The organism is Aeromonas sp. S16(2024), from assembly GCF_041403065.1.
Classification (GTDB): Bacteria; Pseudomonadota; Gammaproteobacteria; order Enterobacterales; family Aeromonadaceae; genus Aeromonas.
Genome location: NZ_JBGLQX010000011.1, coordinates 112,592 through 132,484, shown reverse-complemented (window position 1 = coordinate 132,484; position 19,893 = coordinate 112,592). Strand labels below are relative to the sequence as shown.

16 protein-coding genes and 2 pseudogenes are annotated in these 19,893 nt (G+C 52.2%); 7 read left to right on the top strand and 11 right to left on the bottom strand.

Annotated elements, in window-relative coordinates; translation table 11 throughout:
* The 6 genes and pseudogenes from ACB030_RS10630 to ACB030_RS10605 all read left to right on the top strand — a co-directional run.
* Positions 1-1,333: pseudogene (locus ACB030_RS10630) on the top strand (BREX system P-loop protein BrxC); the annotation flags it as partial.
* Positions 1,334-1,466: 133 nt separating this feature from the next.
* Positions 1,467-4,868, top strand: coding sequence for an Eco57I restriction-modification methylase domain-containing protein (locus ACB030_RS10625; protein ID WP_371159617.1), 3,402 nt, complete (start codon positions 1,467-1,469; stop codon positions 4,866-4,868).
* Positions 4,869-4,878: 10 nt separating this feature from the next.
* Positions 4,879-6,159 carry an AAA family ATPase gene (locus ACB030_RS10620; protein ID WP_371159615.1) on the top strand — a complete coding sequence of 427 codons (1,281 nt, stop codon included), beginning with the start codon at positions 4,879-4,881 and terminating at the stop codon, positions 6,157-6,159.
* Positions 6,156-6,764 carry a hypothetical protein gene (locus ACB030_RS10615; RefSeq protein ID WP_371159613.1) on the top strand — a complete coding sequence of 203 codons (609 nt, stop codon included), beginning with the start codon at positions 6,156-6,158 and terminating at the stop codon, positions 6,762-6,764. The genes ACB030_RS10620 and ACB030_RS10615 overlap by 4 nt, the downstream gene beginning before the upstream one ends.
* A gap of 33 nt (positions 6,765-6,797) precedes the next feature.
* Positions 6,798-8,849 carry a BREX-1 system phosphatase PglZ type B gene (pglZ, locus tag ACB030_RS10610; RefSeq protein WP_371159611.1) on the top strand — a complete coding sequence of 684 codons (2,052 nt, stop codon included), beginning with the start codon at positions 6,798-6,800 and terminating at the stop codon, positions 8,847-8,849.
* 25 nt (positions 8,850-8,874) lie between these two features.
* Positions 8,875-10,245 carry an SEC-C metal-binding domain-containing protein gene (locus ACB030_RS10605; protein WP_335847479.1) on the top strand — a complete coding sequence of 457 codons (1,371 nt, stop codon included), beginning with the start codon at positions 8,875-8,877 and terminating at the stop codon, positions 10,243-10,245.
* 29 nt (positions 10,246-10,274) lie between these two features.
* On the opposite strand, the gene ACB030_RS10600 is transcribed toward ACB030_RS10605, so the two are convergent.
* The 9 genes from ACB030_RS10600 to ACB030_RS10560 form a co-directional block, all read right to left on the bottom strand.
* Positions 10,275-12,140 carry a DEAD/DEAH box helicase family protein gene (locus ACB030_RS10600; RefSeq protein WP_335847477.1) on the bottom strand — a complete coding sequence of 622 codons (1,866 nt, stop codon included), beginning with the start codon at positions 12,138-12,140 and terminating at the stop codon, positions 10,275-10,277.
* 8 nt (positions 12,141-12,148) lie between these two features.
* Positions 12,149-14,155 carry a DEAD/DEAH box helicase family protein gene (locus ACB030_RS10595; RefSeq protein WP_335847475.1) on the bottom strand — a complete coding sequence of 669 codons (2,007 nt, stop codon included), beginning with the start codon at positions 14,153-14,155 and terminating at the stop codon, positions 12,149-12,151.
* Positions 14,156-14,309: 154 nt separating this feature from the next.
* A complete protein-coding gene (gene radC, locus ACB030_RS10590; protein ID WP_213387493.1) occupies positions 14,310-14,807 on the bottom strand; it encodes a DNA repair protein RadC in 498 nt (165 codons plus the stop codon).
* Between the two features lie 108 nt (positions 14,808-14,915).
* Positions 14,916-15,173 (bottom strand): hypothetical protein, encoded by a 258-nt coding sequence (locus tag ACB030_RS10585; RefSeq protein ID WP_241871092.1) that lies wholly within the window; start codon positions 15,171-15,173, stop codon positions 14,916-14,918.
* Positions 15,166-15,576, bottom strand: coding sequence for a hypothetical protein (locus ACB030_RS10580; RefSeq protein ID WP_335847471.1), 411 nt, complete (start codon positions 15,574-15,576; stop codon positions 15,166-15,168). The genes ACB030_RS10585 and ACB030_RS10580 overlap by 8 nt, the downstream gene beginning before the upstream one ends.
* A 9-nt stretch (positions 15,577-15,585) precedes the next feature.
* Positions 15,586-16,011, bottom strand: a complete 426-nt coding sequence (locus ACB030_RS10575) for a DUF2787 domain-containing protein (protein ID WP_335847470.1) — start codon at positions 16,009-16,011, stop codon at positions 15,586-15,588.
* Between the two features lie 19 nt (positions 16,012-16,030).
* Positions 16,031-16,378 carry a YkvA family protein gene (locus ACB030_RS10570; RefSeq protein ID WP_335847468.1) on the bottom strand — a complete coding sequence of 116 codons (348 nt, stop codon included), beginning with the start codon at positions 16,376-16,378 and terminating at the stop codon, positions 16,031-16,033.
* Positions 16,379-16,461: 83 nt separating this feature from the next.
* A complete protein-coding gene (locus ACB030_RS10565; RefSeq protein ID WP_371159606.1) occupies positions 16,462-16,911 on the bottom strand; it encodes a hypothetical protein in 450 nt (149 codons plus the stop codon).
* A 12-nt stretch (positions 16,912-16,923) separates the two neighbouring features.
* Positions 16,924-17,247 carry a hypothetical protein gene (locus ACB030_RS10560; RefSeq protein ID WP_335847465.1) on the bottom strand — a complete coding sequence of 108 codons (324 nt, stop codon included), beginning with the start codon at positions 17,245-17,247 and terminating at the stop codon, positions 16,924-16,926.
* 246 nt (positions 17,248-17,493) lie between these two features.
* Here ACB030_RS10560 and ACB030_RS10555 point away from each other — a divergent pair.
* Positions 17,494-17,843: pseudogene (locus ACB030_RS10555) on the top strand (helix-turn-helix domain-containing protein).
* 11 nt (positions 17,844-17,854) lie between these two features.
* Here ACB030_RS10555 and ACB030_RS10550 read toward each other — a convergent pair.
* Complete coding sequence (locus tag ACB030_RS10550) at positions 17,855-18,835, bottom strand: hypothetical protein (protein WP_371159604.1); 981 nt, start codon at positions 18,833-18,835, stop codon at positions 17,855-17,857.
* The gene (locus tag ACB030_RS10545) at positions 18,832-19,821 is read right to left on the bottom strand and encodes a YqaJ viral recombinase family protein (protein WP_371159602.1); all 990 of its coding nucleotides are present in this window, start codon (positions 19,819-19,821) and stop codon (positions 18,832-18,834) included. The genes ACB030_RS10550 and ACB030_RS10545 overlap by 4 nt, the downstream gene beginning before the upstream one ends.
* Positions 19,822-19,893: the final 72 nt, after the last annotated feature.

Sequence of the window (19,893 nt, the reverse complement as noted above, 5' to 3'; positions counted from 1 at the left end):
CGCTGAGATGGAAGGGATGATGTGGCTGCGCCTCTCTGGTGGCAGTGAAGTGGGAGGCGATACCTTGGTGGCGCAACTGCAAGCTGGGGCCGAAACGGCCTGCGTGCGCCTTTATCGCAACTTCGATATGGCCGATCACAAGGAGTGGGCCAAGGTCTACACCCGTGCCAGCCAGGGGGATGCCGATGCGCTAGAGGCGATTGGCCACCAGGGGGAGGCACAAAACCACCCGGTTTGCCGTGAGATCAGAAAGTTTATCGGAGTGATGAAAACCGGCAGCGAAGTGCGCGAACACTTTGGTAAAGCCCCTTACGGCTGGTCCCGCGACGCAATTGATGGCGCACTCTTTGCCATGTTGGCAGCTGGCGTACTTAAAGCCAGCGATGCCAAACTCAATGCCACTGATGCGCGTAGCCTGGAGCGCGCCCAGGTCGGCCCGACCCAGTTCCGTCCCGAAACGGCCACCATCAGCAAGGTGCAGCTAATCAAGGTGCGCAGCCTGATCAACAGCTTGGGGGTGAGTTGTAACGCCGGGGAAGAGAGCAGCAAGCTTGCCGACGCATTACAACAGGCCAAAGCGCTGGCTCGTCGTCTCGGGGGCGAGGCTCCCTTGCCACTGCCCCCCTCAACCCAGCAACTCGATGAGCTATTGGTGCTTTCGGGCAATGATCAACTGCTCGCCGCTTTTGAAGGCAAAGAGGCGCTGCAAGCCGAATTCGAGAGCTGGAAAGCGCAGCTTGAGCTGGTGGCCGAGCGCAAAGAGCAGTGGGACAACCTGCAAGGTCTGCTGCCCTACTGCCGTGAACTGGCGGTCTCTGGCGAGCTGAATCAAGAGTGCGAGGCCCTGCGTGCCGGTCGTACCCTGTTGCAAAGCCCTTCCCCGGTGCAGCCGCTACTCAACAAAGCCATAGACGCATTGCGTAACACCATCATGGCGCACTGTGACCGCTATGAGCAGGAGTACCAGGCCTGCTACCGCGAACTCGACAGTGACCCCAGTTGGGCCAAGCTCACTGGCGATCAGCAGAGCCAACTGCTCACCAAGCACGGCATTGCTAAGTTGCCAGCACTCAAACTGGGTAGCTTGCAAGAGGTGCAACAGAGCCTGGATAACTGCTCCTGGCAGGGGTGGAACGATCGCATTGCCGCCTTGCCCTCTTACTTTGCCAAGGCACTCAATGATGCAGTGACGCAGCTTAAACCCAAAGTCCGCCATATTTCTCTGCCCAAGCCGCTGATTGAATCAGAACAAGATCTAAAAGCCTGGCTGGCCCAGGTAGAAGATCAGGTGCGCAGCGAACTGGCCCAAGGTAACCCGGTGCGCGTCAGCTAGTGAGCAACGCAAACCCAAGATAACCAATATTTAGAGCGCAGCGGCACGTTGGCCGCTGCGCTGTTTAACCGAATATCCGCATTCAATTTAAGGCGTATGGGTTTACTCATCCGCCACATATCGAGCTAACACCATGAGACAAGCCCTGGATAAGACTCTCAGAACCCAGCTGGAAAGCACCGTCCTCGCTGCCCGTGAGGTGGTTGAAACCGCCTGCCGGGAAGAGATTGAGCGCTTAGGGGTGGCTGATGCCACAGTGCCCGCCTTTCTGAACGACGGGCAGCGCAAGCTGCGTAACCGTCTGCGGGCCCATGCCCGCCAGCTGGGCGACCCGCTTCACGATAATGGCAAGCAAGAGACCGCTCACCTGCTGGCCGAGATGGCCTACGAGCAGTGGCACCGCATGCTGTTTGCCCGTTTTCTCGAGCAAAACAACCTGTTGATGTATGACGCTTATACCCCGGTCACCCTGGATGAGTGCGCAGAGCTGTTAGAAGAAGAGACCGATTGCGCCAGTTCCTGGGAGCTGGCAGGGAGTTTGGCAGCCAAGATGTTGCCCCAGGTGTTTCGGGTGGATTCCCCCGTGCTGGCAGTGCGCCTGCCCATCAACCATCAGCGCACCCTCGAAGGCTTGATCATGGCCCTGTCACCGGCGGTGTTCGAGGCACAAGACAGTCTGGGTTGGTGTTATCAGTTCTGGCAAAGCAAGCGTAAAGAGGAGGTCAACAAGTCCGGCGTGCCCATCGGGGCCGATGAACTGAGCCCGGTCACCCAGCTCTTTACCGAACCCTATATGGTCTCGTTCCTCTTGGATAACGCCCTGGGTGCCTGGTGGGCCAAACGTCGTCTCACCGATGATCACCTGCGTCATGCCAGCGATGAGCAGGAATTGCGTGAGCGCGCAGCCATCCCAGGCGTGCCGCTTACTTACCTGCGCTTTGTTAAAGTGACTGATACCCAAGGTGATCTCTGGCAACCGGCTGGTGGCTGGTTCGACGCCTGGCCACAAGATATCCGCGAGCTAAAAACCCTCGACCCTTGCTGCGGCTCAGGTCACTTCCTAGTGGCCCTCTTTTTGATGCTGGTGCCGATGCGCATGCACCTGGAAGGGTGTGATGCCAATACCGCCATCGAGCGGGTGATCACCCAAAACCTGCATGGCCTGGAGCTGGATGGCCGCTGCATCGAAATCGCCGCCTTTGCCCTGGCGCTCGAAGCCTGGCGCTTCCCCGATGCCGGTGGTTATCGGCCATTGCCTGCTTTGCAGCTCGCCTGCTCCGGGCAAGATGTGCTGGCCGCCAGCAATGAGTGGCAGCAGCTCGCCAAACAAAATCCAGAGCTTGAACCTGCCCTCGCGTGGCTAAAGCGCCAGTTTAGCGATGCCCCTGTGCTCGGTAGCCTTATCGATATCAAGCGTGCCCACTATGAGGGTAAGGGTGAAGGTGCTCCGGCCCCCTGGCTGCAACTGCTCGATGCCCAAGCCCAAAGTGATGATGAAAGTAAAGAGACACAAGTCGCGGCGCAAGGCTTGGCCCTGGCAGCTAAGTTGCTGACGGGGAGCTACCACCTGGTAGCGACCAATGTGCCCTATTTGGGAGCCAAACGCCAAGCAAGTGGCTTACGAGACTATTGTGAAAATTACTACCCGGAAGCCAAAGCCGATCTGGCCACCGTATTTTTGGAGCGTTGCCTCGATTTTAATCCTCAGGGCGGTAGCTCAACGATTGTCTTACCGCAGAACTGGTTATTTCTGACCAGCTATAAGAAATTCCGCGAAAAATTATTAGCTGAGCAAACTTGGAATTTGTTGGCGCGTCTTGGAGAAAAGGGCTTCGAATCTTCTGCGGCAGCTGGTGCTTTTGTTGCATTAATTACCCTGAGCAAAGGTGTGGCACCTAAGGATGCGTTTTTGCGTGGGGTGGATGTATCAGCTAGTAAATCAGCCGTTGAAAAGTCAAATGGTTGTATAAATTCAGAAATTTTATCTATAGAACAAAGTGAACAAAACAAAAATCCAGATTGTGCAATAACGATTGAAGGAAAACTCGGGAGTCTTCCAAAGCTATCTAACTTTGCAATATGTATGCGGGGTATTGTTTCTGGGGATACCGACAAATGGATTAAGAAGTATTGGGAAAAAGCTACGCTGGGTAACTTTCGTTTTTTGCAAAGCACACCTTCGATGACGCAAATAGGATTGGGTAAGGAACACATCATTGATTGGTCCACGAAGGGTTTAGGAATGTTGCGCCCTGGTACGGAAAATCAGGCCTACGGGAAAAAAGGAATCGCACATGGCCAGATGAGAGAGCTTCCTGCGACGAACTATGACGGAGCCCTTTACGATAACAATACGGCAACAATTGTCCCTACTAATGAAGACGATTTAATCGCGCTATGGTGTTATTCATCATCACCAGAGTTTAACCGAGAGGTTAGAATAATAGATCAAAAAATGAATGTGACGAATGCTACTTTGATAAAAGTACCTTTTGATCATTTTTACTGGAAATCGATTGCACAAGAGAAATATCCCCATGGGTTACCAGCATCGTATACCAATGACCCCACCCAATGGATCTTCCATGGTCATCCTTGTGCCTCAGTGATTTGGGATGAAGAGAGCAAATGGACCAAAGAGGGGCCAGTACGGTTCGATGAGACCGTACTGCAGGTAGCGGTAGCGCGGCTGCTGGGTTATCAGTGGCCCGCCGAGCTGGATAAAGAGATGGAGCTAGCCGATGAGCAGCGTCAGCTGGTCGATGAGGTGGTCAAGCTTAACGCCTTTGCCGATGAAGATGGCATCGTCTGCCTCCCTGCTGTGCGCGGTGAAGCTCCAGCCCATACTCGGTTGGAAAAATTGTTGGTGGCGGCCTACGAGGATGACTGGAAAAACGGTGCCCTGGATAAGCTGCTGACTGCCGTGGGCAGCAAGAGTCTGGAGCTTTGGCTGCGCGATAAGTTCTTCGAGCAGCACTGCAAGCTGTTCCAACATCGACCTTTTATCTGGCATATCTGGGACGGCCTAAAAGATGGCTTCTCCACCCTGGTCAACTACCACAAGCTCGACCGCTCTGGGCTGGAGCGCCTGATCTACACCTATCTGGGCGACTGGATCCGCATTCAGGAGCAAGGGGTAAAAGAAGCGCGTGATGGTGCCGAAGAGCGCCTTATCGCCGCCAAAAACCTGCAACAGCGCCTCGAGGCCATCTTGGCCGGTGAAAAAGGGCTCGATATCTTTGTACGCTGGAAGCCCCTGGCCGAACAGCCCATCGGCTGGGAACCGGACCTCAATGACGGCGTGCGCCTCAATATCCGCCCCTTCCTCAAAGCGGCCGATGTCGGCAAAAAAGGTGCCGGGATCTTGCGCTTTAAGCCCAATATCAACTGGAACAAGGATCGCGGTAACGACGTTGCCTCAGCCCCTTGGTACACTCTGGGCCTGCAATATGGTGAAAAAGAGGGAGCGCGTATTAACGATCACCACTTGTCGCTAGAAGACAAACGCGCCGCCAGAGCAAACCAACCCAAATGATGGAAGCCCTATGATCGATACGCTCAAGACGGTCAATGTTGGCCCTGCCCCTACCTTGTCGCTGGCCTTTGGCCAGCGGCTTAATCTGCTAACCGGCGATAATGGCTTGGGTAAGAGCTTTTTGCTGGATATCGCCTGGTGGGCGCTGACTCGCCGCTGGCCAGCTGAGATCAACCCTAAGCTCACCACAGGGCGTAAAGCCCTGCCCAGTGAGGTTGGGGAGGCGAGCATCAGCTTTTCATTTACCGCCAAGAGTAAACGTGAAGAGTACCAGAGTACCTTTGCCCGCCGTGAACAGAGCTGGACCGGCCGCCCCGGGCGGCCTGCCAACCCAGGGTTGGTGCTCTATGCCATGGCTGACGGGAGTTTCGCGCTGTGGGATCCGCATCGTAACTACTGGCGCACCCAGGGAGAGCTCGATATTCAAGAGCGTCTGCCCGCTTATGTTCTCAGCCCTAGCGAGGTATGGGATGGCCTGGCCAGTAGTGATGGCAGTTGGTTGTGTAATGGCCTTATTCGCGATCTGGCCAGCTGGCAAAAAGAGAAAGGGCCGGCATTTAAACACCTGAAAGCGGTACTGAAGGCGCTCTCCCCTTCTCCTGATGAGATCCTGACCCTGGGGGAGTTGACCCGGATCAGCCTGGATGATGCGCGGGATATCCCGACCATCCGCATGCCGTACCAAAAAGATGTGCCGGTGGTGCATGCCTCATCGGGGATGCGGCGTATCTTAGCCCTGGCCTATCTCTTGGTGTGGGCCTGGCAAGAGCACCAGCAGGCGGCCAAGCAACTGGGTGAACCGGTGACCCCCCAGATCACCTTCTTGATCGACGAGATTGAATCTCACCTGCACCCCAGCTGGCAGCGCAGCATAGTGCCCACCCTGCTCGGCGTCATGGGGCTGCTTGATAAACAGGCCAAGGTGCAGTTAATCACCGCGACCCATTCCCCCTTGGTGATGGCCTCGGTCGAGCCGCTGTTTGATGCCAGCCAAGATGCCTGGTTTGATCTGGATCTGGCCCAAGGCGAGGTGATGCTCACCCGGCGAGCTTTTGAGAAGCAGGGGGATGTCACCAGTTGGTTAACCAGTGATGCCTTTGACTTACCCAGTGGGCGACCGCAAGAGTATGAACAGTTGATCAAGCAGGCTTCGGCGCTGTTGGGGCAAGCGGCCCCAGATCCCCAGGCGCTCGCTGCCATGTATCAGAGATTGCTGCTCGCGTTAAAGCCGACCGATGAGTTTCTGTTTCGCTGGCGTGCCATCTGCGATAAGAAGGGCTGGCCGTTATGATCCCGGTGCAATTGCAACCTGAGCCTGCCGATTTTGATGCCAGAGTTCGCCAGCCGGGGCATGATTGGTTAGCCACAAATGGCATAGCGCTCAATGCCCCACCGCCAGTGGTATCGGATTTGCCCAACTATTGGACGCGCTCTAACAAGCAGTTGTGGGATACCTACAGCGGTGTTTGCGCCTATTTGGCGATCTATTTTGAGTGGGTGATTGGCGCGGCCTCGACCGACCACTTTGTGGCCAAATCGCAGAATGCCGGGGATGCCTATGAGTGGGATAACTACCGTCTAAGCGCCCTCGGTCCGAACCGCAATAAGAATAAGTTTGATGATGTGCTAGACCCCATCGGTTTGGCCCCTGAGACCTTTATCATCAACTTTGCCAATGGCGAGATTGCGGTCAACCATGCGCGTTATCCTGCCGGAACACCGCATGCCGATGCGGCTGCTAAGACCATTACCCGTCTCAAGCTCGATAGCCCGGAGCATAATCAGATGCGCGCCCGGCATTATGACAACTACTTGAAAAATGACTGTTCGCTCGCTTTTTTACAACGAAACTCTCCCTTTGTTCATGGCGAGCTGATCCGTCAGGGGTTGGCTTAAGGCCTTAAGACGCGAAACAGAATCGAGAATTCCATGCAAGTTATCGACTATCTGGTTACTCAATTGCGCGACAGTGCGCGTTATAACTCTCAGGTGCAGGTACCGCCCGCAGTAGTGCTCTGGACCGATGAAGCCCGGCAGTGGCAAGCCGCCATGCCGATTATCAAGCGCTACCTACCTGAACTACTCGAGCTGGGGGAGTATCGACCCGCCGAGCGCACCGGCCCAGCCATTTGGCTAAAGTGCATGATTGCAGGTACGGCACCAGAGCAATCCCTGCCTGCGGATGCCATCCCGATCCTCTATCTCCCTGGGGTCAGCCGCAAAGATTTGCGTGCCATCGACCAATGCTCGCTTGCCCTGCAGCCCCTTGCCGAGTTGCAGTATCGCGGCTGCTGGTGGGCCTATAACACTGCCGGTCGGGATTGGAGCGTAGGCTCTTTTTTAAGTAACCCCAAAGTGGGGTTGCAGCTCGATGTCGCCAAAGATGGTAAAACCCAGCAAGCGTTGCTTGAGGTGTTGCCTGATCTGCTGGAAGCCCAGGCCGCCAGTTTGCAGGGCAAACGGTTAGAAACCAGCGATCTCTATGCGTTGGCGGGGGGCGACCCGATCCGCAATATGCTGGCTTGGCTTAATGAGCCTGAGGCCATCCAAAAGGAGTGGCGACAGAGCAACCGCTGGCAGCGCTTCTGTGGTCAGAGCCAAGATGCGTTTGGTATTGAGCCTGTCAATGCTGAGCTTTCCTCGTTGTTACCGCTGCTGTGTGATGCGCAGGGACCTTGGCAAGCGGTGTGGGAACGTTTTAGCGACACCGCCGCACACCACTCTTCATTGATTAAGGCACTGCATCAGGTGCAGCCCAGCGAATTGCTCTCTGAGACAGCCCGCTATCCCTTTTGCAATCAGCATGAAGAGCAACGGCTGGCGCAGATGCTCACCGCCTTGGTTAACGAGGAGGTGGCAACCATTCGTACCCACCTGGCGTCGCTTAACGCTGAGCATGCAACCCGGCGTGAGTGGTTGTGGGCTGGGCTCGGGCTCTCACCCTGGGCGATGTTGCTTGATCCGTTAAGCCAGCTGAGTGAACTGACACGACAGCCACTGGGTGGGCCGGATATCGAGACCATGGCCAGCTATTACCAGGAGAAGGTATGGCAGACCGATGATCTTGCCCTGCAGGTGATGGCCTTGGCGAGCGATAGCGCTATGGAGCAGGTAGCTGCCGCGCTGCTTGGCAAACTCTATACCCCTTGGTTAGAGGCGGTGACCCTGCACTTTCAGAACTTGGTGAAGAGCCAGGGTTATCCGGGTGGTCAGGGAGTGCAAGAGCCTGTTGGAGCATACCAGGGGGCTAGTACCGTACTCTTTTTTGTCGATGGGTTGCGTTTGGATATGGGTCATCGTCTTATGCATCTTTTGGCGCAGGCTAACCTTCATGCCAGCTTGAAAACACGCTGGAGCGCACTCCCTAGTCTGACGGCGACAGCGAAAGCGGCAGTGACCCCCCTTAGCCCTTTATTAACCGGTGATCTGGAAAGCGATAAATTTGTCCCGCAATTTGCCGACAGTGGGGCTGATTTCTCGAGCCATCATTTCAAGAAAGGGCTAGCCCAAGCGGGTTGGCAATATCTGGAAGGGCACGACTGTGGTGAGCCAGAACAAGGTAAGGCTTGGGTGCAGTGTGGTGACCTGGATAATCTTGGGCACGAGCGTCAGCAGAGCCTGCCGAGATTTATCGATCATGCCTTAAAGGGGGTGGTTGAGCGGATTGTTAGTCTGTTGGATGCCGGTTGGACCAGAGTACATGTGGTGACCGACCATGGTTGGTTATGGAGCCCAGAGAAGCTACCTAAAGCAGAACTGACCAAACACATGACAGAACTGCGCACACCACGCTGCGCCATTTTGAAAGGTAATGGCCAGAGTGACTACCTGCAATGCCCCTGGCATTGGAACCCCGCCGTGCGAGTAGTAATGGCCCCCGGGATCAGTTTGTTCCAGGCGGGGGATTACTACAATCACGGCGGTGTGAGTCTGCAGGAGTGTTTAACGCCAGAGCTGATTGTATCTAACAACAATAAATAACAATGAACAGAGACAAAGGGATTATATGAACAAAGAGTGCAATACGGTTTTTGATACGGACTTTGTCTCTGTCTTTGGTACTAAGATTGCAAACCTTTATAAGGAGGCTATTGAGTATCAACAGGTACTGCCAGACGTGTCTCTGACGCGTTTCCGGCAAATTTTGGAGCTGTGGTGCGCAGAACTAGCGAAGAAGAACAATCTCAATGGAACAGACGATTTAACACTACGTGACTTTATCGACTTTCTTTACAGTGAGCGCATCTTTACTCGAGAAATAAAGGATAAGCTACATAAAGTAAGGCAATTAGCAAATAATGCAGTGCATGCCAATAAAGAGTTGCCGCATGATAGGCAACGCAATGAACTAATATCGGCATTCGTTCAGGCAAGATCATTGTTTAGTTCATTGTTAACGGACTTATCTGTACTGCTCTCATCTTCTCCAACTAATGTGGTAATTATTGAGGGTGAGTTAAGATCTGTTGAGGAAAAAGAAATAATATATAAGGCATTTTTTTCTGACAATGCAAAAGATAAGTTTTTAGGTGGGAAGGCAATTAGTGCTCTTCATGATGCATACTTTCAAAAACTACCCACTACGTTTGTAACTGAACGTCAAAATATCCATCTTTCGAGTCATGATGAAATTGCCTTGCAATTATATTTGGCTGCGGTTGAACTGGATGCTGAATTAGATAAAGTGTCAGTCAATTTTTGGTGCAACCAAAAAGAAAGAGAAGAGCTGGTTCATGCTAGAGCAAGGTCTGAATACAACTATGAATTTGCGTTGTTAGTTGCCGACAGGCCGGATGATGACCCCTATAAGCAGAGAGCATTCACCGCACTAAGGTCTGCTGCAAGGAGAAATCATCAACCTTCTCAAACGTTACTTGGGGCTCTTTTATATAATTCTGGGTCTTATGCTGAGTCCTTCTATTTGCTAAAACCTGCTAGTCTAGACGGTGACTTATTGGCATTGAGACAACTATATTTTTATTATAGTGAAGGCAAGGCCTGCCCTAAAGATATGATATTGGCAACTGAGTATGCTGAGAAAGCAATTGAACTCGGATGTACTCAGACAATGTATGCCTATGGTAGAGATTTAATTGAAGGCAATAATGTAACGCCAGATAAGATAAAAGGCAGTGAGTTGATAAAGAAAGCAGCAGATTTGGGAGATAAACAAGCGACTACATATAGCAAGATGCTTATAGAAAACGATCTTCATAAAATATTTACTGATGCATTAAGTAATATTTTGGATGTATCAAAAAAAGGACCATTGACTGGTAGTAAGTTCGCTGGTTTTGTGGGGAGGCGAAAGATTGGTGTAAATGATACATGTCCATGTGGTTCAGGAAAAAAATATAAAAGATGCTGCAAAACATGATTATTAAAATGGCAGAGATGGCTCTCTGCCTAATTTAATCTAAAGGTTGATTGGTTGGTTATTCGTGACTCAATGATATTGCTATTTTTGTTTTCATCCCTTGCATCTTGAATTTCTCCCCGCTTAAACAAAACAATGATGGTATCATCATAGTCAATCTCTAGGGCCGCAGATAATTCCATAAGGTCATCTTCATCCATAGTGCGTTTATAGGCACTCTGTTGCCGTGATAAGTTGTACACGCTGAAAATGGTCGCCATCAATCGCTTGCTATCTGTGCTCTCACCACCGCCAGGATTGACGACCTGGTTAAATATTAATGGCTCACCCTGATCAAGGGTTTTAATAAATGATAAAGTTCGTGCTTTGGCACAACTATCGGTAAAGTCATTGTAGGTGGCGCCATTGACCCACTGTGCCTTGATCCAGTTTTGATGTTCCCCTCGTAAAGCCCGGCCACTTTTTATAAACGGTCCGCCGTCTTTAAGATACTCATCTCGAATAAGTCTGATAGCTTCTAATTCATCGTTATCGAGTTTGTAGTCGCTAAAGTCTGGCTCAATTTCATGCAGTTTTGCTGGGACTATGCGATAACGCTCAGTTAAATAGATAAACTGGTCTGGCTGGATAGTGGTTTTTACGGAGTGCTCTACACTACTGCTAATGGTGAGGCCACGGTCAAAACCTGCGACATCATAACGTTGGCAGATATGTTCAAACTGAGCATGTAAGGCTGAAAAGTCACAGTGTTCAGATTGAGACTCAAGATGATCAAGTAATTCACTATATGCACCAATCGCATCAAGGTTAGTATAATGGATTGCCTTGGTGTTGTTATGGTAGCCACATGCTCGACCAATATTTGCCTGGACGATTGCCGCTATATTTGAGATGGTGCTATCCCAGCTGTTAATTAACTCCTCTTTCATTTTTGAGCCGAAGTTTATGCCTGCTCGAAAGCCTGCAACTGTAATAGCAATGAGTTTATCATCAAAGAGGCTGGCGGCATCATAAGCGTATTTGAAGTCTTGAATCGAGCTAATTTCATGTTCTTCGACACCAGCTAGCTTTTGGCCAATAATAAAAATCTGGTCTTCTGCAATCCCTTGCTCAAGCAGAATGGCCTTCACTGAAGCAGCTGCGCCACTCTGTACCCTAACGAGGCTCCAACCTGGGCCTTGATGTTCAAGAAATTGTCTGATGAATCGTCTTCGCAATAGGGAGTCTTGGCAAAAATCTCGCTGTGTCGGATCGAGCTTCACGATCTGATGATGCTTGTGCATGCTCCGAATACCGTGGTAGTCGGAGCTTGTTTTGTGAAATACCAGTTGAGTGTGGTACTGATGTTTTAGAATTGAGTCAGCACCAGCGGCATAGAGAGCACTAAAAGGAGTTGCAGAGATAAATGCAATCTTACAAGCACTATTTTCACTATCAAGGTAATTGAATACATCACTGTAGCGGACGCCATCTTGATGAGTGCCATAATGGCACTCATCAATGATGATCAATCGTGGCTGTTGATGCTTAAACTCGGATGCCAGAGTAAGCCGGAAATTCGTGAAATTACTCACGACCATGTTGGGGCATGCAGCGAAATCAGATTTGGCCTGCTCTAACAGCGCAAGGTCAGCCATCGTGACCAAGTACAAGGTATCTTTTAACTTGCGACGATCACATAAATCACTGTCAGATAATGAATTCCGCTGCAAACAACTAAGTGCTAAGGCAATACCAGACTTTCCTGATTGCATCTCTGCCGCGATAACGACAGCTCTTGATCCATTATCGAAATGACGAAAAGCACGCTGCGCCGCATTTATCTGATGTGAGAAGGTATTACCAGATAGTACTGATTCAACTTTTTCTCTATGCCGTGTTACCTGATTGTTCATGTGATTTTTTAACTCACTGAAACGTTGCGCTGTTGCTCAGAAAATTGCGATTCATCATGGATGATTGTTTCATTTTCTGGCAGTTCATTGGCAGCAGCTTTCATACGGCTTGCCTCGGCATTATATTCCCCACGCTTATAGAGTACGAACATTGTGTCATCGTGTTCTATACCAAAATGATCACACATTTCGTGAACATCATCTTCAGTCATGACCCATTTGCTGACATTATTGCGTCGGGACATGTTATAAATACTGAAAATGGTTGCTGTGACGAGCTTTTGCTCTGTGTATTCACCAGAACCAGGCATGACAATAGTATTGAATTCTATAGGCTCTTGCTGAGCAACTTTTTGCGTAAAATTTAGGGTCCGTTCTTTCATCGTACCCTCTTTACGTGCTTTTTCTTTGTTATCATAGGAGTCGCCATTGACCCAATGAGCTTTTACCCAATTTTTCTTGGCACCACGCATGGCACGAGAAGACTTTACCGAAGGACCTGAATCTCTGAGTAGCTCTTCACGTAGCAGTGCTATGGCCTGCAGGATTAATTTATCCTCGGTGTGTTGTGTGAAGTCGTAATCAGGCTCAAGCAGCTTAGCTGGCACGGCAACATAACTGTCTGTCATGTAGGTTTCAACATCACCGATGGGGCGACGTCGCTTGTTTTTGACAGTTAATCCGACATCCAAACCATTGACATTAAACTCTTGGCATACATCTTCAAAAAATTCTTTGAGACCATCAAAATCAGAGGCGGCGTGTTCACTGGTATTTTTATCAAGGTAATCCAGGATTGCCCCATAGGCTTGTGCCGCATTAAGACTTGTGAAGTGATGTGCTTCTCGATTGTCATGGTACCCACAGGCTCTGCCAATGTTAGCTTGTACCACTGCTGCGACACTGGTTACTGTACTATCCCAGGTGGCAATTAGCCGCTGTTTCATATCTTGACCAAAATTAATCCCTGCGCGACAGCCTGCTACAGTAATAGCAATGAGCTTTTCGTCAAAGTCGATGCACTCATCGAACTCTTTTTTAAATCGCTCAATGGTAGTTAATTGGTCTTCTGGGACACCACTGAGATCTTTGCCAAGAATATGAACATTCTGATCTGCAAATCCTGCTTGAATAAAACCATTTTTTGCCTCCATGGCGGCACCTGGTGGCACCCTGACCAATACCCATCCAGCACCTTCATGTTGTTCAAGTAAGTTCAGTAGTTTTTCTTTAGCAGGCGAGTCATCAAGAATATTCCTCGAGTCAGAATCCAATCCTGTGACTTTATTGCAACGCAGCATTTCCCGAACACCGTAGTACTCGTTACTGGTGCGATGGAATACCAATTTGGTGTTAAAATCACGCCGTAAAATTGAGTTGCGAGCTGCCTCTTCGGCTGCTTCTGCAGCTTCGATAGCCTCTTTGTCTCTGTGATTATGTTTTGCTATTTCTTCTTCGTGCTTGGCAACATCATATTCAGTCTCTGCCGCATAGAGAGCCCCAAATGGCGTCGCAGAGATAAACACTACTTTGCAATCTTTATTCTCTTTTTCGAGGTAATCAAAAACCTTGCAGTACCGAATAGCTGCTGCATTTGAGCCATAGTGGCACTCGTCGATCAGGATCAGTTTGGGCGGATTGCCTTTAAAACTTCGCTCTAAATCTTGGTCGAATCGAATAAAGTTACTCACAACAACGTTTTTGGCATCTGTCAGATCTTTTTCTGCCTGCTCTAACAAGGCAACGTCAGGCATGGTTACCAAATATAGAGTGTCTTTGAGCTTAGTTCGGTCGCAGATCTCTTCATCAGTCAGTGAGAGACGCTGCAAACAACAAAGAGCGAGTGCCACACCCGACTTACCAGCTTGCATCTCTGCAGCAGTGATAACCGCTCGGACATTACCATTCAGTGCATCGAATGTTTTTTGTGCTGCGATACGTTGATGATCGTGTAATTTTTTTCCTGTGAGGATGGTATTAACTTTTTGTCGCAGAGAGTCGGCTTTGGCTGTCATGAATAGGGGATCTGTGTGGTCAATAGATAGGTCTGTTAGTTTCACACAGCTGTCTGCGGGTTCCAACTGTGAGCGTGTAAAACTCGTGTGTTTAATCAAAAAAACAAGCTTAAAGGATACCACGGCAAGTATCCTTGCCGTGGTCTGATGGTGCTCAACAGCACCCACGCTCCGCGAGCGACACACAGGTATGTGCGGTGATGATCACATGATCTAACAGACGTATCTCTACCAGCTGTAATACGCCTTTTAACTGCTCGGTGATCTGCAGGTCGGCTGAGCTGGGCTCCGCGTAGCCGGAGGGATGGTTGTGGGCCAGTAGTACTGCAGCTGAATTATGTTTGAGTGCGCTTTTAAGAACTTCTCTGGGGTGTACAGTAGCAGCACCTAATGTGCCCAAAAATAGCTCTTCGTAAGCCAGAAGCCGGTGCTGGTTATCGAGAAAAAGAGCGACAAACACTTCTCGTTCCCTGGTCTGCAATATTGCTTGTAGTGTCTTTTGAGCCAAGTATTTGTCAGTAATAGCTTCTCCTTTGGCCAGCTTCTGACGAGCAATCTGGTTGGCGATAGTCAACAGGTCCTCTTCGTTAATCAGCTCGGTGACGAGATAGGTGCCAGGGATCTCCCCGGCGATCAGTTTGTGATGCAACATGATTGTGCTCCATATGCCATCGCCCACCGCATTGGACGCGGCAGGGTAGGCGAGGTATTTGGTTAATGGGTTGGTAAATGTGGTAGTAGCTGGATTGGCTGGCGGTACTCAGGCCGCCAAGGTGTGCGGGGTGTAGTCGTGTAGCGGAATGTGGTAACTGGTGGCTAGTAGGATGCCGAACTGGGTTAGCCAGCTGTGATCCGGGTGATCGCACAGCCATTGCGCCAGTGCGTCGCCCCGTTCGTTTTCATAGCGCAGGTAGAGGGTATAACCATCCACTGGCAGGCCCTGGTCATGTACCACTTCAATCTGACCATCGTGTTCAAGATAAGCCTCCAGCTCGATGGCGATCACGGCGTTAATCATCTTCGGTCTCCTTGTCAGGGATGGGGTCACTCTCCACCGCATAGCCGCGATGGATGCAGATGCGCTGCAGGTCAGCCAGAAAGTTGGCCAGTACGCGAGGTTGCTCGTTGAGCGGGACTGGCCCTGCCTGGCAATGCCAGAAACAGCGACGTTCGGGGTCGATGCAGATTTCATCCCTCGGGTGGCTCATGGTGTGCCAGTCCTCAGCATTGGTGAGAGAGAGCAGTTGCCACTGCACGCCAGACCAGCGCACTTGTAAGGTGACTGTGCTGGCTTGTTGGCTATCCGGTGTCAGGTGCAGCAGCCAACGCTGACCACTGCTGGTGGGTGTTATCTTGGCGTTGGCGGCGATTTGTCCCAACCACTGACGTGAGTAGTGGGAGAGCGCTAATTCTTGGCTCATCGTGTCCTCCTAATCTCCTGCGACCGTGACGCTGAAGCATTCCAACCGGCAGTAGGCAATGAAGTTGCGCTGCCAGATGTCGAACAACTCCCGCGCTTCGGCCAGCCGCAACGGTCCCCAGCCCAACATGGTGTGTTCCCCATCGAGGAAGTTGAAGTCGAGCTCCTTGCAGAGCTCGGCATCATGGCCGAGCCCCTGGTAGCTGAAGTCGGTGACGTAATCGAATAGCCAGCCATCGAGCCCACGGATCAGGCGGATCTCGACTGGGTGTACGCCGCCTTGCTCGGCGCTGTAGCCGGGATTGCGAAAGTTGAAGGTCAGTTGGGTTAAGCGCTCGATATTGAGCTCGTTTTTAGCGACTTCCTGGTCGAGCAGAACCAGCAATGCTTGGTCAACGGGCAGGGCAAAGCCGTCCCGGAAAAAGGGAATAGTCATGATGTACTCCTTGTGGGGGTTAATCTTGTCTGAACAGCTCGCGCATTTTTCTAGCTGCACGGGCACGGATCTGGGCGTCAATAAAGGCGGTAATGCTGGCGAGTGCTGCACTCAGTACCGCGATGTCATCGGTGAGTCCCATCGGCAACACGTCTGGGATCGCATCAATCGGTGAGATAAAGTAAGCCAGCGCACTGTAGATCAGCAGTTTGGCCCAAAGCGGCAGATCATCCTTCTGGCTGGTGTAGTAGAGCAGCAAGCAGGTCTCGATAAAGGGCCGACCGGCACGTTTGGCAAAGGCCCAGAGTTTGTGCCAAAAACCTGGGTGATCGAACGGCTCGCATTCGGGAGGAATACAGGGGGGCATAGTGCGTCTCCTTCACGGGTGGGTGAATTGCAGAAATAAAAAGAGGAGGCAAATGCCTCCTCTTGGATGGGAATGGATGTGAGCTATTGGTCCCACATCAAGCAGTCAAACTCAGGGGTATTAGTGGCGGGCAGTACAGATGTGACCTCTTTGGTTGGCAGTGCGAGTTGCTTGCCGTCAGCCGTTAAAATGCTGATCGACTTGGCCTTGCGCAGCTTGTCCCACATGTCGAAGAAGTTGTTCTCACCGACACGGGATTCGGTCTCATAGGGCGCATCGTATTGGCTGCCATCGACGATGATGGTGAAAGCTTGCCCAGCATAAGAGCCGTACTCCTTGCCTTGCAAGGTAGCCGTCATGCTGACCTTGCGGGTGTCATTACAGGCGATATAGAGATGGTTCTGTTCGTTGACCACCGCCGTGTATTCGCTGGTGCCCTGACCCCAGCCACTGCTCCAGCGTCCGGCCTCGCCATAGGCCAGGGCGTTGTTGCATAGCAGGATGGCCGTCAACGTGATCCAACATTTGTTCATGGTTAACTCTCCTTATCCAACGTAGTAACCCAACACATTTTGTAAAAAGCCACCTGCCACGATGTAGCCCACCACACCCCCGATGAGCTGGGGGCCAACTTTCCAAAACAGCTTCTTCTTGAACATCTCCTGTGCGCCGTCAGCAAACAGCATGTCTGGTTGGGTAAAGCGGCGGAACAATTCCCCGCCCATCAGGCCAAGTGAGGTAAACAGAGAACCAAAGACAAAGTGCCAGATATGGCCCCAGAACCCGAGCTGCGGGGAGCTACCGGTCCAGAGTGAATAAATGGTGACGACGAGAAAAAACAGGGTGGCAATAACGGGGTAACGAGTCATGTACTTTTCCTTATGTAACAGAGCAATAGTAACAATGGCAGCCGCCCTAACCGCTCGCGTAAAAGCGCTTTACCCGAGATAGGAGGGGACCCCACAAACGAGAATTGATGTTTGTTGTCGGTGAGTCGGTCAGCGTAGCGATCATCGATTTACGACCAGGTGCAACCTGCTGGGTTGGTATTCGCCTTTTTGAGTCCTTATCGTCAATGGGTCTATGGTCAACCATAGAGGTTGACTGGAGGAACCATGACAGACATCAACCTTGAGCTGTTAGCCAAGAGCGTCGGCAAGGCGATTAGCCACAAGCGCATCCAAGCCGGATTCACGCAAGAGCAGGTGGCGGAGCACCTTGAGATAGGAATGGAAGCCGTCTCCCGGATGGAGCGGGGAATAGTGGTGCCGACCGTGGTGCGGTTGGCGGAGTTGGCTCAGCTGTTTGGCTGTGAGCTGGCGGACTTTCTGCGCGAGACCAGCAACCGCCCGACCAGCAGGGCATTGTGCTGAGCCAGCAACTGGCCCGGCTCGATGATGCCGACCGGACCCTGTTGCTGGAAACGGTTGAGCGGTTGGTGGAGCGGTTAGCCCGTCCCGGCTGAACGCCCGCCATTCACTGGGGAGAGGATGGGCTCCCTTTCCCCAATTTGTTGGTGAGTGGACTCCTTCTTGGTTGTGGCCTCTGCGGCATTCTGGTTATTTGGCTTTGCGGTGCGTTATGCGAGGCAACCTCCACTGCCCCTACGTTTCCATTCGCCGTATCGTCGCTGTTTGCTTCGGGATAGAACTCCTCCAGCAACATCGGCACCTCTTCATCGATATCCTCAAACTGGCCGTTACGCAGCAGCTCACGAGCGGTTTGCTCCATCTGGTCGATGGCGAGCCCCGCCTCCTGGTCACGCTGGGCGGCCTCTTGTGCCAGCTTGACTGCTTCGGTCAGATTGGTCTCTTCTCGCAAGGTTAAATCCACGTAGTAGACCGGTGTGCGGTAGGACTGGGTAGTGCTCTTGGCTCGCAGCCGCAGGGTGAGCGGCAGATAGCGGGTATGGCCACCGCTCACAGCCTCCAGGTACTTGAGCCGTGCCGCCAGAGTGCGTACCGAGTTGTAGCCGGTGGTGCGGAAGATAAAGCTGCCCAGCTCATCCCCTTGCCCCTCCACAAACAGGTTCAGTCGCCCGTACAGCTTGCAGCCCTGTTGCCCGGCAAAGGCGCAGCGCTCTGGTCCAGAGCAGCTGACCTCCTCCATGCCTTGTGCCCCCACTCGTCTTGCCACCTCCCCATTCCCGACACAGAGCGGCCTGCCGGTTTGCCGGTCAAAGGCGCTGTATTCCGCCCGCAGATTCAAGTCGCTGTCGTTGAACAGCACCCGCACTGGAATGGCGCGGATCTTGGTTTGCTCCTGACCTTGGCCACTCTTTTGCGATGAGTAGTGTTGATGCAGGGGATGGAGCAACCATCCCCCCTTTTGCTGTACCTGGGTGGTGAGGGTGAAGCTGTCGTCCTTCTCCGGTACCCACTTATCCTGTTTTTGCACCAGCTTGCCGATGCAGATCCGCCCGATCACGGGCGGGGTAATCGCCAGTCCTTTGATCATGGTGTTTGCCTCAAGGGTTGAATGGTGAAACGGCGCACGCCGGGTACCGGTTTGACGTAACGGGTGAGCAGGTCGGGATGATCCTGACCGAGCTTATCCAGGTCCGGTGCTAGCCGGTCTTTACTGCGCTTCCAGGAGATCTTGCCATCGGCAAACAGCCCGGCTGCCGCTTCACCCAAGGTGGCTTGCAACCGCTGCTTGAGCTGTGACTCCTGCAGCTCGACCGCTTCCTTTTGCTGACGCAATCGCAGCAGTTCGCCAAACAGCTGGTTGAACTCGGGAGAATCGGAGAGATCCACCGTCTGGCCATCATCACGAGGGAAGAGCCAACTCAGGGCATTGGCGGCATCGCTGGAACCGTCAGGCTCGGGCTGCTGGTCTTGTCGCACCATCTGCCAGAACTGCGTTTCCCGCTCGGTGAGATCTTGGATCTTCTCTTCGTCACGCTCAATGCGGTAAATCCGAAAATCCTGGCCACCGATCAGCACAGCCACTTCGGCCCAGGCATGGCCGGTGACGGCCAGTTGATGGAGTACCTGACACTGGTAAGCCACCGGCACTCCTTCCTCCCACTGGGGGGCGCTGTGATAGCTGGCGGTCTTGATCTCCAGAATGCCCGGCCCATCGTGATGGCCGACTACCTCTCGATCGAGGTTGGCGAGCATGAAGGGTTGCTCGGGGTGTTGCAGCACTGCATTGACCCGGCGCACCTTATAGCCGGTGCGTTTGGCGTAGACCTGCGCCAGCACAGGTTCCAGTTCGATGCCCCACAGCACAGCTTCCTTGTGAGAGATATCCTCCGGCTCCTTGCGGCCAGTCTTCTCCAACCACAGGCTGAGTGGACATTTGTAGGGGGAGAGCCCGACTGCCACGGCGGCATCGGAAGAGCCGATCCCTAGTTTGCGGATAGCGAGCCACTGCTCGCGGGTTAATTGAGTAGTGGAGGCCAGTCGCAGGGCCTGGCCGTATTTGGCTTTTGCTTTCATGGTGACTCCTTGCTGACGGCATAAATGGCTACGCCCGGATTGGCTTGCGCCAGTCCGGGTGAGGTCGTTATG

Excerpts from the sequence above, each read along its gene's own strand:
- radC (WP_213387493.1), bottom strand. The coding sequence starts at position 14,807 with ATGTTGCATCACAAACTGATCGCCGGGGAGATCCCTGGCACCTATCTC.
- ACB030_RS10615 (WP_371159613.1), top strand. The coding sequence starts at position 6,156 with ATGATCCCGGTGCAATTGCAACCTGAGCCTGCCGATTTTGATGCCAGA.
- ACB030_RS10580 (WP_335847471.1), bottom strand. The coding sequence starts at position 15,576 with ATGAGCCAAGAATTAGCGCTCTCCCACTACTCACGTCAGTGGTTGGGA.
- ACB030_RS10625 (WP_371159617.1), top strand. The coding sequence starts at position 1,467 with ATGAGACAAGCCCTGGATAAGACTCTCAGAACCCAGCTGGAAAGCACC.
- ACB030_RS10600 (WP_335847477.1), bottom strand. The coding sequence starts at position 12,140 with ATGAACAATCAGGTAACACGGCATAGAGAAAAAGTTGAATCAGTACTA.
- ACB030_RS10570 (WP_335847468.1), bottom strand. The coding sequence starts at position 16,378 with ATGCCCCCCTGTATTCCTCCCGAATGCGAGCCGTTCGATCACCCAGGT.
- pglZ (WP_371159611.1), top strand. The coding sequence starts at position 6,798 with ATGCAAGTTATCGACTATCTGGTTACTCAATTGCGCGACAGTGCGCGT.
- ACB030_RS10565 (WP_371159606.1), bottom strand. The coding sequence starts at position 16,911 with ATGAACAAATGTTGGATCACGTTGACGGCCATCCTGCTATGCAACAAC.
- ACB030_RS10605 (WP_335847479.1), top strand. The coding sequence starts at position 8,875 with ATGAACAAAGAGTGCAATACGGTTTTTGATACGGACTTTGTCTCTGTC.
- ACB030_RS10620 (WP_371159615.1), top strand. The coding sequence starts at position 4,879 with ATGATCGATACGCTCAAGACGGTCAATGTTGGCCCTGCCCCTACCTTG.
- ACB030_RS10550 (WP_371159604.1), bottom strand. The coding sequence starts at position 18,835 with ATGATCAAAGGACTGGCGATTACCCCGCCCGTGATCGGGCGGATCTGC.
- ACB030_RS10595 (WP_335847475.1), bottom strand. The coding sequence starts at position 14,155 with ATGACAGCCAAAGCCGACTCTCTGCGACAAAAAGTTAATACCATCCTC.
- ACB030_RS10575 (WP_335847470.1), bottom strand. The coding sequence starts at position 16,011 with ATGACTATTCCCTTTTTCCGGGACGGCTTTGCCCTGCCCGTTGACCAA.
- ACB030_RS10585 (WP_241871092.1), bottom strand. The coding sequence starts at position 15,173 with ATGATTAACGCCGTGATCGCCATCGAGCTGGAGGCTTATCTTGAACAC.
- ACB030_RS10545 (WP_371159602.1), bottom strand. The coding sequence starts at position 19,821 with ATGAAAGCAAAAGCCAAATACGGCCAGGCCCTGCGACTGGCCTCCACT.
- ACB030_RS10560 (WP_335847465.1), bottom strand. The coding sequence starts at position 17,247 with ATGACTCGTTACCCCGTTATTGCCACCCTGTTTTTTCTCGTCGTCACC.